Below are 14,697 nucleotides of genomic sequence, written 5' to 3' on the forward strand. Positions count from 1 at the left end.
TCCCCACCCCCGCCGCGCTCACCCCGTCCGAGGCCCGCCACATCCTCACCCCGGCGCTGCGCGCGGCACTGACCCCCAGACCGCGCACCGCGGCAACCACCAGAGCGAACCGTCAGGGTTCGCCGACCTACGATGGAGGCGCCGTCCGGCCCTGACCACCTCAGCAGATCCGGTGCGACATGAGACTCGACTTCCACACCGAGCTGTTGCGGGCAGGGCACAGCGGGCGGCCGCCCTTGTCAACAGCATGGCCTGAACGTCCAGGTTCTGACCGACCCAGAGCGGTCGGTCGGCAGCGTCCCGTCCAGAATCACCAGGCAGGCGGGTGCAGGTGTTGCCTCAGCGCGGGTGGCCCAGGATGAGCAGGGCACGGCGCCCCGTCAGGCGCCGCCGATGCGAACGGATCTCCTGGGGCGTGTATCGAAAGCGCCGGTCACAGCCACCCGTTGCTCTGAGGCAGGGGTAAACGCTACTTCAGCGGTGGATGTGGCGAGTACGGTGTGGCTTTGGCCGGTTACGGTGCACTGACCGGGATGCGCGAACTCTTCAACAGTCCAGAGTCACCCCTCGCAGTACAGCGCCTGGCACCATTCGCTCCTTCGTGTCCGTGCGTCTGTCTCTCCCCTGATGCCGCCCAGGACAACCTCGAACTGCGGGGAGCCCCCGCGCTGCCCGGCGGTGATCACGATGCCGCCGGACACCGACGCGATCAAGTCGATCGTCTCGTTGTCCTGGTGGATCGCCCCGCCCTCGTCGGGCACTCCCCAGCAGCCGACCGCAGTGGACGAACGGCGGGAAGTCGCTGCCGAACAACCGGGCGCCGCAGAAGGTCCGCTGCAGTTCGCCGATCACTGTCGCCCGAAGCCGCGCCCGGGGGCCGGGCGAGCTGCTGGAACGTGCGGTGGCGTGAAGGCGCCCATAGTCGGTCACCTATCGGTGCATCCAGTCCCAAAGCTTGAACACAAATTACATACATCACCTCTTCATATCTGGCCCCGATGGTCTAGATTGACCGTGCTTCAGCTATTCGAACACGAGGCGACCGTTAATGATCTATAGGTCCGGCGCTACGGAGAGCCAGCAGTGGCGTCCCCGGCGCCAGACGTGGGGATGATCAATTCTTGGAGCCCGAGAGGGAGCTTCGGGTAATTCGGGTAAGGGGAGCACCCGCGATTTCGACGGGTCCCGCGCACTTCGAGGGTCTGGCAGGACATGGAGTCCGCTGCGACCAGGCTGGATTGTGCAAGTAACTCTGCAATGGCCGGGATGCCCTGCGCGAAGACGGGGCTTCCCGCAGGGAGGGACGGCGCGGCACGGGGGCGGGGGCCCTCGAGGGGAGGAGCGGTGCGGGGGCGGGGGCCCCTGGGGCGAGGAATCAGTGTGAGGCGAACAACACGTCGAACCACTGGGGACCTTGGGGGGTTCTGTGCGGCAAGGGGAATTGGTCAGCCCGTTTCCGTCGGCGCGGGGGCGTCTGGCGAACGGGGCAATCAGCCGGCCCTCGATCGAGTGGGAACAGCGGTACCGCCGTAACGTGATCATCAGCGATACCGTGGCCACTGCCTTCGTGGTGGCGGCGATCGGCAACTTCTTCGGGGCCCGGGACGCGGCCAACTGGCATGAGAAGTGGGGAATTCTCGCATTCGGCACCGAACTGCTGGTGCTGGGGGCACTCGCGGTGAGCAGGTCATGGGCTCCGGCGGTGCTCGGCCAGGGCGCCGAGGAATTCCGTCGGCTCGGACGCTCCATGTTCACGGCGACCGTCGTCCTGGCGCTCGGCGGGATCGCCATCACCTCACGCAACGTCAAGCTCTGGATCTTCGTCGCGATCCCCGCGATCGCGATCGTCACCATGACCGCGCGATATCTGCTGCGCCTGTCGTTGCACAAACAACGGAAGGAGGGGCGGTGCCTGCGACCGGTGCTCGCTGCCGGGAGCCCGGCCACCGTGCGCGACCTGATCACCCGGACCCGCAAGTTCCCGCACCTCGGCTGGCGAGTGGACGCGGTGTGCATGACGGACGGTCTCGGGCTCGACGGTGATCTGTTGGACGGAGTGCCGATCGTCGGCCGACTGACGGACGTCGCCCTCCATGTCCGGCGCGACGGCTACCGTGTCGTCGCGGTCACACCGGACCCGCACTGGTCACCGGACCGGCTGCGGCGGCTCGCTTGGAATCTCGAAGGCAGCGACGCCGAAATGGTCGTGGCCCCCGTGCTGATGGAGGTGGCCGGCCCGCGGCTGCACGTCGACGCGGTGCTCGGGATCCCGCTGCTGCGGGTCAGTATGCCGACCTTCACCGGGGGCCGCCGGGCGGTCAAAGGCGTCGTCGACCGGATGGGCGCGGCGATCCTGCTGATGGTGTTCGCGCCGCTGATGGTGTTGGTCGGGCTGCTCGTGCTGGTGGACAGTCGGGGTGGGGCGTTCTACCGCCAGCGCAGGGTCGGCAAGGACGGCCGCGAGTTCACCATTCTCAAGTTCCGCACCATGGTCGCCGGGGCCGACCGGGCTCAGGCCGCGCTGGCCGACCGCAACGAGGGCGCCGGTCTGCTGTTCAAGCTCCGCCGGGATCCGCGGGTGACCCGGGTGGGAGCAGTGCTGCGCCGGTACTCGGTGGACGAGCTCCCGCAGCTTTTCAACGTGCTCACCGGATCGATGTCGCTCGTCGGTCCGCGGCCTCCGCTGCCGGAGGAGTCCGCCGCGTACGGCCCGGACATCCGGCGGCGGCTACTGGTCAAGCCCGGACTCACCGGGCTGTGGCAGATCAGCGGACGCAGCGACCTGTCGTGGGAAGAGGCGGTCCGGCTGGATCTGCGGTACGTGGAGGACTGGTCGCTCGCCCTGGACACAGTGATCTTGTGGAAGACGATGCGCGCGGTGCTCCACGGGCAGGGGGCCTACTGATGCGCGGGCGGCTGCAACTCAACGGTCCCGCCGACGCGCGGACCGCAGGCCGGGAAGGCCTGCCTGGGGGGAGAGACACGTCATGAGGGTCAGCGTTTTCGGGCTCGGCTACGTGGGCTGCGTGTCGGCCGCGTGCCTGGCCAGCATGGGTCACCAGGTCATCGGGGTGGACGTGAACCAGGTGAAGGTCGACCTGGTCAACGACGGCAAGGCCCCGGTGGTCGAGGAACGGATAGGAGAACTGATCGCCGACGTCGTGCGGACCGGAGCGCTACGCGCCACCGCCGACGTCCACGAGGCGATCATGGACAGCGAGGTGTCGCTGGTCTGCGTGGGCACACCGTCGGAGCCCAACGGCAGCCTGTGCACCACGTACTTGGAACGGGTCACGGAGCAGATCGGCGCCGCGCTGGCCGAGCGGGGTGGGCGGCACACCGTCGTGTTCCGCAGCACCATGCTCCCGGGCACCTGCCTGAACCTGCTGGTACCGATCCTGGAGAAGTACGTCGGCGGCACGGCCGGGGTGGACATCGGCGTCGCGGTCAACCCGGAGTTCCTGCGCGAGGGCACCAGCGTGCTGGACTTCTTCGACCCGCCCAAGACCGTCATCGGCGAGCTCGACCCGGCGAGCGGCGATGCGGTCATTGCGCTGTACGACGGCCTGCCGGGCGAGGTGTTCCGGGTGCCGGTCCCGACGGCCGAGGCGATCAAGTACGCGGACAACGCGTTCCACGGCCTCAAGATCGGCTTCGCGAACGAGCTGGGCGCGGTGTGCCAGGCACTCGGGGTGGACTCGCACCAGGTGATGGACGTGTTCCTGGCCGACCGCAAGCTGAACATCAGCCCCGCCTACCTGCGGCCCGGCTTCGCCTTCGGTGGCTCCTGCCTGCCCAAGGACCTGCGCAGCCTGGTCCACGCGGCGCAGCGGGCCGACGTCTCCGTACCCATCCTCGCCCACGTGCTGCCCTCCAACTCCGACCATCTGCAGCGCGCGGTGGAGCTGGTCGAGCGCACCGGCAAGCGCCGGGCGGGCCTGTTCGGGCTGTCCTTCAAACCCGGCACCGACGACCTTCGCGAGAGCCCGCTCGTCGAGCTGGCGGAGAGGCTCTACGGCAAGGGGTACGACCTGAAGATCTACGACGCCAACGTGAGCCTGTCCCGACTCCTCGGCGCGAACCGCGAGTACATCGAGACCCGGCTGCCGCACCTCGCGCAACTGCTCGCGGACTCCGTCGACGAGGTGCTCCGGCACTCCGAGGTGGTCCTGGTCGGAACCAGGGATCCGGCTGTGCTGTCGGCGCTGCCTCATGGCGACGACGGCCCGGTGATAGTCGACCTCATCCACCTTCCCGACGCCGAGGCGCGCCGAACAGAACCGGGGTACATGGGCCTTGCTTGGTGACACGACCAGCGGCGACCGGCGGGACCGGCGCGCGCTGATACTGGTGGAGAACCTGTCGGTGCCGTTCGACCGGCGGGTGTGGCAGGAGTGCATGACGCTGCGCGACGCGGGCTGGACGGTGCACGTCATCTGTCCCCAGGGCAGCAAGCGGGACACGGAGCCGGAGGCGGAGATCGACGGGGTGCGGATCCACCGCTACCCGTTGCGCGCGGCCACCGGAGGGCCGGCCGGCTACCTGCGGGAGTACGGATCGGCGTTGTGGCATACGGTCCGGCTGGCCCGTAAGGTCGGCCCGGTCGACGTGGTCCACGCCTGCAACCCGCCCGACCTGCTGTTCCTGCCGGCACTGTGGCTGAAGCGGCGCGGCGCGCGGTTCGTCTTCGACCAGCACGACCTGGTACCCGAGCTGTACCTCTCCCGGTTCGACCGCGGCGAAGACCTGCTCTACCGCGCCGTGTGCGCGCTGGAACGGCGGACCTATCGGGCCGCGGACGTCGTCCTCGCCACGAACGAGAGCTACCGGGACGTCGCGCTGCGCCGTGGCGGCCGTCGGCCGGAGGACGTTTTCGTGGTGCGCAGCGCGCCGCAGACCGACCGCTTCCAACCGGTTCCGCCCGAGCCGGAGTTGAAGCGCGGCAAGCCTCACCTGCTGTGCTATCTCGGCGTCATGGGCCCGCAGGACGGCGTCGACTACGCCCTACGGGCTCTCGCGAAACTGCGTGACGAGTTCGGGCGGACCGACTGGCATGCGGTGTTCGTCGGCTCCGGCGACGCCTTCGACGCGATGGTCGAACTGTCCGGCAGACTCGGTCTCTTTGACCAGGTGCAGTTCACCGGGCGCATTCCTGACGCCGACCTGGTGCGCTACCTGTCCACCGCCGACGTGTGCCTCTCCCCCGACCCGCGTAATCCGCTCAACGACGTGTCGACCATGAACAAGGTCCTGGAGTACATGGCGATGGGCCGGCCGATCGTCTCGTTCGACCTCCGGGAGGCACGGGTCTCCGCCGGTGACGCCGCCCTCTACGCGCCCGCCAACGACGAGGCCGAGTTCGCCGGACTCATCGCGCGGCTGCTGGACGATCCGGAGACGCGGGCCCGGATGGGCAGGATCGGCCAGGAGCGGATCAGCGGGCCGCTCTCCTGGCGGAACTCCCAGCGATCACTGCTCGCCGCCTACGCCGCCGCCTGCCGTGACCACGCCCCGGTGTCCACGGGCCGACCGAACCGGGCAGGGAGGCCGCACCGTTGAGCGATGACACGATACGCCTGGTCACGGTCGGGCGGATTATCCGTCGGCGCCGACGGCTTCTCACCATCCTCACCGTGGTGGGTGCGCTCCTCGGCTACGGCACCTCGTTGCTGCTTCCACCGCGCTACACGACATCGGCATCGGTCCTGCTGCCGGGAGCGTGGGAGGAGCGCGAACTGCTGACCCAGGCGGAGATCGCGACCAGTTCGGTGGTGGTGGACCGCGCGGCCGCCAAGCTCGGCTGGACCGGGGTCAGCGGCAGCGAACTGCGGGATCGGGTGAGCGCCACGACCGCCGACGGGAACATCATCAAGATCTCGGGCACGGCCGACACCCCCAAGCGCGCACAGCAACTCTCCGACCAGGTGGCCCAGCAGTTCGTCGCGTTCGCCGCGCGGATCGCAGGCGACAGCACCGACGCGGAAGCGGCGGCGCCCGAGGCGCTGCGGCAGTCGGTGGTGCAGACCAGTCGCCGCATCACCGAGCTGGCCGACGCGGCGGGTCCCGGGCAGACCGTGGAGAGCGTGCAGACCCGTACCGAGCTCGAAAAGCTGCGCACCGCGCTGCAGGAGGCCATCGACAAGCTGGACCAGGCCGACCCGGCTGCCGAGCAGGCCAACATGGTCGTCATGGGGCCGGCGGCCCGGCCTGCAGGCGAGGCACCGCCGACACGGATACAGCTCATCGTCGCCGGGGCGCTGCTGTTCTTCCTGCTCGCGGTCATCGGCCATCTCGTCGCCGCACGGACGAGCCGTCGGCTGCGCACCGAACCGGAGATCGCCACGGCACTGGGCTCCGCGCTGCTGGGCACCGTCGACGTACCCGGTGAACAGCGCGCGCACCGGCCGGCGGGCCGTGGCCCGCGGGCCCGGATCCGCCGACTGCTGGGCGTCGACACCCGGTGGGACATACCGACCCCGCGGACGTCCGGCGACGAGGCCGACCGCCAGATCCGCTACCGACGGGTGTGCGCCCGCCTACGGGACCAGCTGCCCGCCCCCCGACGGCTGCTGGTCGTCGTCCCGGACGGCGACGAGATCGCCCGCCGGGCCGCCGGGCAGCTCGTCGCCGAGGCCGAGAGTGATCCTTTGCTGCGGGTGGTGGGGGTTTCGGTGTACCAGCCGCTGGTGCCGGACCGCGACGACGAGTCCGGTGCCCTGGTCGTGCTCAGCGCGGGCAGTTGGACCGCGGGGGAACTCGCCGGCATCGCCGAGGCGTGCGCGGACGCCGAGCACGAGGTCGTCGGCATCGTCATCGCCGGCCCTGTCCTGGCCCGTCCGACACGGTCCGCCGGCCTTCCCCGGGACACCGCCACGCCGGCCCTCGCGGTCGGCGACAACGCGACGGGAGGCTCACAGTGACGACGAGCACGACTTCGGAGTCGTCGGCCACCGCTCCCCTGCTGGACCTGCAGGCGCTGGTGGTTTCCGTGCGCAGGCGACGCAGCCTCTGGTGCTCCATGGCGCTGCTGGGGCTGCTGGGCGGCACGGCGGTGGCGGTCCTGCTGCCGCCGCCACCGACCGCGGTGACCAAGGTGCTGGTCGCGCACCAGGAGGACCAGCCGAACGACCCCGGAACGCTGATCCGCACCGACGTGGCGCTGCTGCACACCACTCGGATCGCGGACGAGGCCCTGCGGTCCCTCAAGTCCCCGGAGAAACCGGAGGACTTCATGCAGGACTACGAGGGCATCGGCCTGACCAACAACCTGCTCCAGATCGATGTGACTGCCGACAGCGACGCGGAAGCGGTGGCCCGCGCCGAGGCACTGGCCGACGCGTTCGTCGCGGACCATGTGAAGCGGATACAGGAAGCCGCGAACGCCGAGGCCAAGGCCCTGCTCGACCAGCGCGACCGAATACAGGACGACCTCGCCCAGGTCAACAAGGCGATCGGAGAGGCATCGCCGGACAGCGGGCCGAAGGCTTCGGCGGACATGGAGTCGCTCTTCGCCCGCCGGGCCGAACTCACCTCGCGGATCTCCGACTTCGACCAGCGCGCAGCGGAGGCGCGCATCGGCACGCCCCAACTCGTCGCCGGCACACAGATCGTGGACGCACCCCGCGCGGTGCGGCACTCCCTGCCCAGAACCGCTGCCACCAACGGCGCGATCGGGCTCGTCCTCGGGCTCGCCCTCGGGCTCGCGGTGGCCGCGGTCGGCACGGTGGTGGCGGACCGTCCCGTGCTGCGCCGGGACATCGCGGCGAACCTCGGCGCCTCGGTCATCGCGGAGTTGCCCCGCCGGTCGGCCACACTGTGGCGGCGCCGACGGATCCGGGCCGCACGCGAACGGCTCACCGCGTCCCTGGCCCGCACCGTGCGCGGCTCCGCGGACCCGGTGTCGCTGCTGGAACTGGGCTGTGCGCGCAACGCGAGCGTGATCGCCCTGGACCTCGCCGCGGCACTGGCGGCGGACGGGCCCGTGGTCATCATCGACGGTCTGCCCGGCCCGCAGCTCGCAGGCCGCCGCCCGAGGCCGGGAGGCCCGACCGTGGTCAGCGGTGAGCGTGCCGCGTCCGTGTCACAGGGAGAGCGCCCGCTCGGCGTCGGCTCGGTGGCGCCCGGCACGGTGTGGACGGACCTCCCGCACCTCGGTACTCAGACCGTGCTCGTCGTGCGTGCCGGGCACGCCGGCGCCGCGTGGCTGCACACCGTGGCACGGCAGCTCGCGGACCAGCGCATTCCGGTGATCGGTGTGGTGCTGATCGACCCCGATCCGCGTGACCGGACCGACGGCACGCTGTGGGACGGGCTGCACACGGCGCTGCGCGGCCAGAACGAGCGGCTGGCCCGGCAGAACGGGACGGGCCGACGGCGGAAGGAACGGCTGCCGTTGTGGGCGGACCGGGTCCCGGACAGCGACCAGGAGGCGCGGTAGGACATGTGTGGCATCGCAGGCACCTACCGATGGCCGGACGGGAAGGTCGTGACCGACCGGCTCACCGATACCCTCGCCCACCGCGGTCCGGACGGGGCCGGCCGGTACAGCCACTCCGCCGGTGACGGCGAAGTGCACCTCGGGCACCGCCGGCTGGCCATCATCGACCTGTCCGAGACCGGCGCCCAGCCGATGGCCTCGGGCGGCCTCGTCCTGACGTACAACGGCGAGCTGTACAACGCGCCCGAGCTGCGTGCCGAGCTGGCGGCCGCCGGAGTGCGCTTCCGCGGCACCTCCGACACCGAGGTGCTGCTGGAGGCCTGGCGGCGCTGGGGCACGGACTGCCTGCCCCGGCTGCGCGGCATGTTCGCGTTCGGGATCTTCGACGAGCGAACCGGTGACCTGGTGCTCGCCCGCGACCAGCTCGGCATCAAGCCGCTGTTCCTGCTCCGGCGCGGCGAGGGTCTGGTGTTCGCCTCCGAACTGAAGGCGCTCGCCGCCGTGACCGGCGGGTCGCTGCAGGTGGACCATGCGGCGCTGGTGGCCTCGCTGCTGTACTACTGGGTGCCGGACTCACGGTGCGCGTTCCGCGAGGCGGAGAAACTGCCGCCGGGGAGCTGGCTGCGATGCCGGCCCGACGGCCGGGTGGAGCGCGGCCGGTACTGGCACCTGAAGGACGTCGCCGCCGAGGGGCGGGAGCGGGCCCGGGCCGGCGAGCAGCCGGATCTCGCTGCCGTGGTAGAGGAGTCGACCCGGCGCCATCTGCTTTCCGACGTGCCTGTGGCGACCTTCCTCTCCGGCGGGCTGGACTCCAGCTACCTGACCGCGCTGGCGGCCCGCGACCGGCCCGGGATCTCCGCCTACACGATCGGATTCCGCGCCGAGGACGCCAGGTTCGAGGCGATGCCGGACGACCTGCGCTATGCACGGCAGGTGGCCGAGCGGTTCGGCGTCGACCTGCACGAGATCGAGATCGCTCCCAACGTGCTCGACCTGCTGCCGCAGATGACGTACCACCTGGACGAGCCGATCGGCGACCCCGCCGCGATCAACACGTTCCTGATCTGCTCGGCCGCCCAGGAGGCCGGGGTGAAGGTGATGCTCTCGGGGATGGGTGCCGACGAGCTGTTCGCCGGTTACCGCAAGCACCTGGCCAATCTGCTCGCGCTGCGCTACCAGCGCGTCCCGCGGCCCCTGCGGCGCGGCCTGTCCAGGGCCGTGGACCGGCTGCCGGTCGCCTCGGCCCGCCGGGGGTACCGGTCGGTGCGCTTCGCGAAGCGGTTCCTCTCCTTCGCCGACCTGCCGGAGGAGACCGCGTTCCGGCGCAGCTACACCATGTACGACCAGGACGAGCTGCTCGCCCTGGTCGATCCGGACCTGGCCGGGACGGTCGACGACGTGCTGACCGAACATGCGGACATCTACCAGGACAACGACCTCGACGACTTCGTCAACCGCATGTGCCTGGGCGACGCCCGGATGTTCCTGCCGGGCCTGAACCTCGCCTACACGGACCGGTCGAGCATGGCCGCGTCGACCGAGGTGCGGGTGCCGTACGTGGACGTCGAGGTGGTGAAGGCGGCGTTCGCCGTGCCCGGTGATCGCAAGATCGTCGGACGGCAGGGCAAGGCCGTCCTCAAGGAGGCGGCCTCCTCGATCCTGCCCCGGGAGATCGTGTACCGGCCCAAGGGCTTGTTCAGCGCCCCGCTGCGGGCCTGGATGAGCCGGGATCTGGCACCGCTGGTGCGCGAGGTGGTGAACGACGGCGAGCTCGTCCGTTCCGGGTTCCTGCGCCGCGACGCCCTGGCACGCATGGTCGCCGAGGACGCCGCCGGGCATCAGGACTTCTCCAAGCATCTGTGGCACGTGCTGACCCTTGAGTACTGGTATCGCGGCGCGACCTCCGGGTCCGGCCAGAACGCTCCTTGACGGCGTAGAGACAAGAGGACTTCGGGTGAAACAGGTCGTACAGAACTACAAGAGTGGCGAGCTGACGCTTCTTGACGTGCCGGTCCCGGGGTGCAAACCGGACGGCGTGCTGGTCCGCAGCGCCTACTCGCTGATATCCACGGGGACCGAGCTCATGAAGGTGTCCGAGGCCGGCATGTCGATGCTGGGCAAGGCCCGTTCCCGGCCGGACCAGGTGGCCAAGGTCGTGCAGAGCGTGGCCACCAATGGGGTGCCCGCCACCTACCGCAAGGTGATGGGCAAGCTGGACTCCTACACGCCACTGGGCTACTCGCTGTGCGGGGTGGTCGAGCAGGTCGGCACCGGGATCGACGATGTCAAGGTCGGCGACCTCGTGGCCTGCGCCGGCAACGAGCACGCGCTGCACGCCGAGCTGAACTGGGTGCCGAAGAACCTCTATGCCCCGGTGCCTGACGGCCTCGCGTCGCGCCACGCGGCCTTCGGCACCGTGGGGTCGATCGCGATGCAGGGCGTCCGCCGCGGAGAGCCCCAACTCGGCGACGTGGCACTGGTCATCGGCCTCGGCCTGATCGGTCAGCTGGTGGTGCAGCTCCTCGCCGCCTCGGGGGTCCGTGTCGTCGGGGCCGACCCCGACCCGGTGCGCTGCGAGCTCGCCGAGCACCTGGGCGCGGCGGCCTGCGGCGATCCCTCCTCGGCGGCCGTGGCGACCGCCGTCGCCGAACTCACCGACGGTCACGGCGTGGACCAGGTGTACCTGGCCGCCGGCGGCGGCAGCAACCAGCCCGTCGAGCTGGCCGCCCGGCTGAGCCGGGACCGCGGCCGGGTCGTCGACATCGGCAAGTGCCGTCTGGACCTGCCGTGGAACGCGTACTACGAGAAGGAGCTCGACGTCCGGTTCTCCCGCTCGTACGGCCCCGGGCGCTACGACCCCGAGTACGAACTCGACGGGCGGGACTACCCGATCGGCTACGTACGCTGGACCGAGCGCCGCAACCTGGCGTGCTTCCTCGATCTCCTCGCCCGCGGCAGCGTCGACGTGGAACCTCTGGTCTCCCACATCTCCGACTTCGATGACGCCGTCGAGACGTACCAGCGCCTGAAGGACGGCGACCTGAAGGCCGTGGCCGTGCTGTTCCGGTATCCCGAGCAGAAGGAGGAAGCGGGGGAAGCAAAGGCCCCGGTGGTGGCCGTGCCCGCCGTGCGACGCGGCGGCGGAGCGGCCACCCCGGCCCGGTCCGCCAAGGCGCCGGTGCGGCTGGCGTTCGTCGGCGCGGGAAACTACGCGACGTCGATGCTGCTGCCGCACCTGGCGCAGCGCGAGGGCGTCGCGTTGTCCACGGTCGTCACCACGACGGCGCTGTCCGCGGCCAACGCGCAGCGCAAGTTCGGCTTCGCCGAGGCGACCACCGACCTCGACGCCGTACTGGGCGACAAGTCCATCGACGCGGTGTTCGTCGTCACCCGGCACAGCTCGCACGCCGAACTGACCCGACAAGCGTTGCTGGCCGGCAAGACGGTGTTCGTGGAGAAGCCGCTGGCACTCACCGAGGACGAGCTGGCCGGCGTGCTCGCGGCGGTGGAGGAATCCGGCAACGACCGGCTGCAGGTGGGCTTCAACCGCCGGTTCGCGCCGCTGCTGCAGGAGGCCGCGAAGCGGTTCGGTGCCCGGACCGGTCCGGCGAGCCTGCGCTACCTGGTCAACGCGGGCCGGCTGCAGCACGGCAGCTGGTACCTCCAACAGGGCACCGAGGGCTCGCGGTTCGCCGGCGAGGGCGGGCACTTCATCGACACGGCGAGCTGGCTGCTCAAGGCCGACCCGGTCTCGGTGTACGCGGTCGCCGCGCCCGGCAACGAGGACCTGCAGGTCGTGCTGCGCTACCCGGACGGGTCCACCGCCACCATCAGCTATGTCACGACCGGCGCGCCCGGCTTCCCCAAGGAGACGCTGGACCTCGTCGCGGACGGCAAGGTGCTGCGGCTCGACGACTTCGTCCGCGCCTCGGTGTACAGCCACAAGCGGTGGGTCAGTTCGCGGCTGCCCAAGGCCCGGGACAAGGGCCAGTCCGCCGAACTGGCCGCGTTCGTCAAGGCCGTGCGGACCGGCGGGCCGATGCCGGTGCCGCTGGAGTCGCTGGTCGCCACGACGGCGGCCACCCTCGCCGTGCAGGCCGGCCTGACCGGCGGCGCGCCGGTGACGTTGGCGCGGCCCCGATGACCATGAGCGCGGGCTGGTACCTGCGGCGGCTGTCCCGGATGGCACCGCGGGAGGTAGGCGGCCGGGTGGGCGACGCGGTGCGCAGACGGCGGTGGCGGTCGGCGCTGCCCACCTGCCCGAGCGTGACCGGCGCCCGGTTCACCGCGGTGCTGCCCGTGGGGACGATCGATACGGTGCCTGCGGACGCCGCGAAACGTCTCGTCGCCGAGGCGGACCGGCTGCTGGACGGGCACGCCACGTTCTTCGGGGTGGACCGCGACGACCTGGCCGACCCGGACTGGTTCCACGACCCGAAGACCGGGCGCCGGGCGCCGGGGGGCTACGCGTTCGACGTGCCGTACCGGAACGAGGACGCGGTCGGGGACGTCAAGCAGATCTGGGAACTGTCCCGGCATCACCACCTCACCGTGCTCGCCGCCGCCTACGCGATCACCGGGGACGAAAGGTACGCCGAGCGGGTGGCCGAGCACCTGCGGTCGTGGTGGGCGGCCAACGCGCCGCTGCGCGGAGTGCACTGGACCAGCGGCATCGAGCTGGGGATCCGGCTGCTGTCCTGGGTGTGGGTCCGCCGGCTGCTCGACGGCTGGCCGGGCGCGGCCGATCTGTTCGAGGGCAACCCGGTGGCCCGCCGGCAAATCTGGCACCACCAGCGCTGGCTGGCCGCCTTCCCCAGCCGGGGGTCCTCGGCGAACAACCACGTCATCGCCGAGGCCGCCGGGCAGTTCGCCGCGGCCTGCGCGTTCGGATGGTTCCCCTCCTCGGCGCGTTGGCGAGCCGACGCGCTGCGGTCGCTGGCGCGGGAGCTGCGCGGCAACACCTTCCCCTCCGGCCTCAACCGCGAGCTGGCCACCGAGTATCACGGACTGGTCCTGGAGCTCGGCCTGGCCGCGGTGGCCGAGGCGGATGCCGCCGACGTGCCGGTGCCCCCGTCGATCCGGCTGGTGCTGCTGCGGATGACCGACGCGCTCGCGGCCATCGTGGACAACCGGCTACGTCCACCGCGCCAGGGTGACGCGGACGACGGGCACGGTCTGGTCGTGGACGGCGCGGGCACCGACCGTTGGGCCTCGCTGCTGACCACCGGGGACGCCGTCTTCGGTCGGCTCGCCTGGTGGCCGACGGTGACCGGCACCGATGTCCGCACCCCGCTGCTGGCCGCGCTCGTCCGGCCGTACCCGAAAGACGGGACCGCACCGGCCGTGTCCCGCCCGGCGAGCCGACCGGCCCATTTCGCCGACGCGGGGATGACCATCCTGCGCGGTCCGGAGGGAATCTGGTGCCGCTGCGACGGTGGTCCGCACGGGTTCCTGTCCATCGCCGCGCACGCCCACGCGGACGCGCTGTCCGTGGAGGTCCGGCACGACGGGGTCGACGTGCTCGCCGACCCGGGGACGTACTGCTATCACGGACAGCCCGAGTGGCGGCGGTACTTCCGGTCGACCCTCGGCCACAACACCCTGCGACTGGACGGCGCCGACCAGTCCGTCTCCGGCGGACCGTTCCTGTGGACCCGGCATGCCCGCAGCCGGGTCCTGGTCGCGGACACCACCGACGCCTCCGGCGGGGGGGCGGTCCGCTGGTGCGCCGAGCACGACGGCTACCGGCCCTCCGTGCACCGTCGCCGGGTGGAGCTGACGGCCGCGAGCCAGGAGCTGAGGGTGGTCGACGAGGTGCGCGGCCCGCGCCGGGCAGCGCACCTGGCGTTCCATCTCGGCCCGGCGATCGCCGCGGACCTGGTGGGGAACCGGGCGGTGCTCACCTGGACCCGGGACGGCGAGGACCGCTCCGCGACGCTCGACCTGCCCGCGCAGTTGAGCTGGCGGGCGCATCGCGGCGAGAGCGACCCGCCGCTGGGCTGGTACTCCGCCGGCTTCGGGCGCAAGGAACCCACCACCACGCTGGTCGGCACGGGCTTCGCCGACGGCACGCAGGGGTTCACCACCGTACTCAGGTTCCGCGGCTAGGGAGGACGCTTGGGTATCAAGGGGCTGCACTGGGCATGGCCGGCGGCACCGCTTGCGCTGGTCCTGCTGGCTGCGACGGGCTGTGAGAGCACGCCGAGCCCGCGGCCGAAGCCGACCGCCGCGCCGTCCGCGTCCGTGGCCCGGGTGTGCGC

General features: G+C 71.1%; 9 protein-coding genes. 8 read left to right on the forward strand and 1 reads right to left on the reverse strand.

The genetic code is table 11. The features are described from left to right. Nucleotides 1-560 precede the first annotated feature (560 nt). On the reverse strand, nucleotides 561-761 hold the full coding sequence (locus tag AWZ10_RS04765; protein WP_060890517.1) for a hypothetical protein: 201 nt from the start codon (nucleotides 759-761) through the stop codon (nucleotides 561-563). A 665-nt stretch (nucleotides 762-1,426) separates the two neighbouring features. Here AWZ10_RS04765 and AWZ10_RS04770 point away from each other — a divergent pair. The 8 genes from AWZ10_RS04770 (at nucleotide 1,427) to AWZ10_RS04805 (ending at nucleotide 14,545) form a co-directional block, all read left to right on the forward strand. Beyond that, entirely contained in the window at nucleotides 1,427-2,905 is a 1,479-nt protein-coding gene (locus tag AWZ10_RS04770; protein ID WP_060890518.1) for a sugar transferase, read from the forward strand. Between the two features lie 82 nt (nucleotides 2,906-2,987). Next, nucleotides 2,988-4,307 carry a nucleotide sugar dehydrogenase gene (locus tag AWZ10_RS04775; protein WP_060890519.1) on the forward strand — a complete coding sequence of 440 codons (1,320 nt, stop codon included), beginning with the start codon at nucleotides 2,988-2,990 and terminating at the stop codon, nucleotides 4,305-4,307. Continuing rightward, nucleotides 4,297-5,559: a glycosyltransferase family 4 protein gene (locus tag AWZ10_RS04780; RefSeq protein ID WP_060890520.1), complete on the forward strand. Its 1,263-nt coding sequence runs from the start codon at nucleotides 4,297-4,299 to the stop codon at nucleotides 5,557-5,559. Before AWZ10_RS04775 ends, AWZ10_RS04780 begins: the two co-directional genes overlap by 11 nt. Beyond that, the gene (locus AWZ10_RS04785) at nucleotides 5,556-6,920 is read left to right on the forward strand and encodes a Wzz/FepE/Etk N-terminal domain-containing protein (RefSeq protein ID WP_060890521.1); all 1,365 of its coding nucleotides are present in this window, start codon (nucleotides 5,556-5,558) and stop codon (nucleotides 6,918-6,920) included. Before AWZ10_RS04780 ends, AWZ10_RS04785 begins: the two co-directional genes overlap by 4 nt. Then, nucleotides 6,917-8,437, forward strand: a complete 1,521-nt coding sequence (locus AWZ10_RS04790; RefSeq protein WP_060890522.1) for a Wzz/FepE/Etk N-terminal domain-containing protein — start codon at nucleotides 6,917-6,919, stop codon at nucleotides 8,435-8,437. The genes AWZ10_RS04785 and AWZ10_RS04790 overlap by 4 nt, the downstream gene beginning before the upstream one ends. Before the next feature lie 3 nt (nucleotides 8,438-8,440). Further along, entirely contained in the window at nucleotides 8,441-10,366 is a 1,926-nt protein-coding gene (asnB, locus tag AWZ10_RS04795) for an asparagine synthase (glutamine-hydrolyzing) (RefSeq protein ID WP_060890523.1), read from the forward strand. 25 nt (nucleotides 10,367-10,391) lie between these two features. Next, a complete protein-coding gene (locus tag AWZ10_RS04800; protein WP_060890524.1) occupies nucleotides 10,392-12,581 on the forward strand; it encodes a bi-domain-containing oxidoreductase in 2,190 nt (729 codons plus the stop codon). Next, nucleotides 12,578-14,545 (forward strand): heparinase II/III family protein, encoded by a 1,968-nt coding sequence (locus AWZ10_RS04805; protein WP_060890525.1) that lies wholly within the window; start codon nucleotides 12,578-12,580, stop codon nucleotides 14,543-14,545. Before AWZ10_RS04800 ends, AWZ10_RS04805 begins: the two co-directional genes overlap by 4 nt. Nucleotides 14,546-14,697 lie beyond the last annotated feature (152 nt).

The organism is Streptomyces europaeiscabiei (assembly GCF_001550375.1).
Classification (GTDB): Bacteria; Actinomycetota; Actinomycetes; order Streptomycetales; family Streptomycetaceae; genus Streptomyces; species Streptomyces europaeiscabiei.

Coding starts and splice junctions, on each gene's coding strand:
- AWZ10_RS04775 (WP_060890519.1), top strand. CDS start 2,988: ATGAGGGTCAGCGTTTTCGGGCTCGGCTACGTGGGCTGCGTGTCGGCC.
- asnB (WP_060890523.1), top strand. CDS start 8,441: ATGTGTGGCATCGCAGGCACCTACCGATGGCCGGACGGGAAGGTCGTG.
- AWZ10_RS04805 (WP_060890525.1), top strand. CDS start 12,578: ATGACCATGAGCGCGGGCTGGTACCTGCGGCGGCTGTCCCGGATGGCA.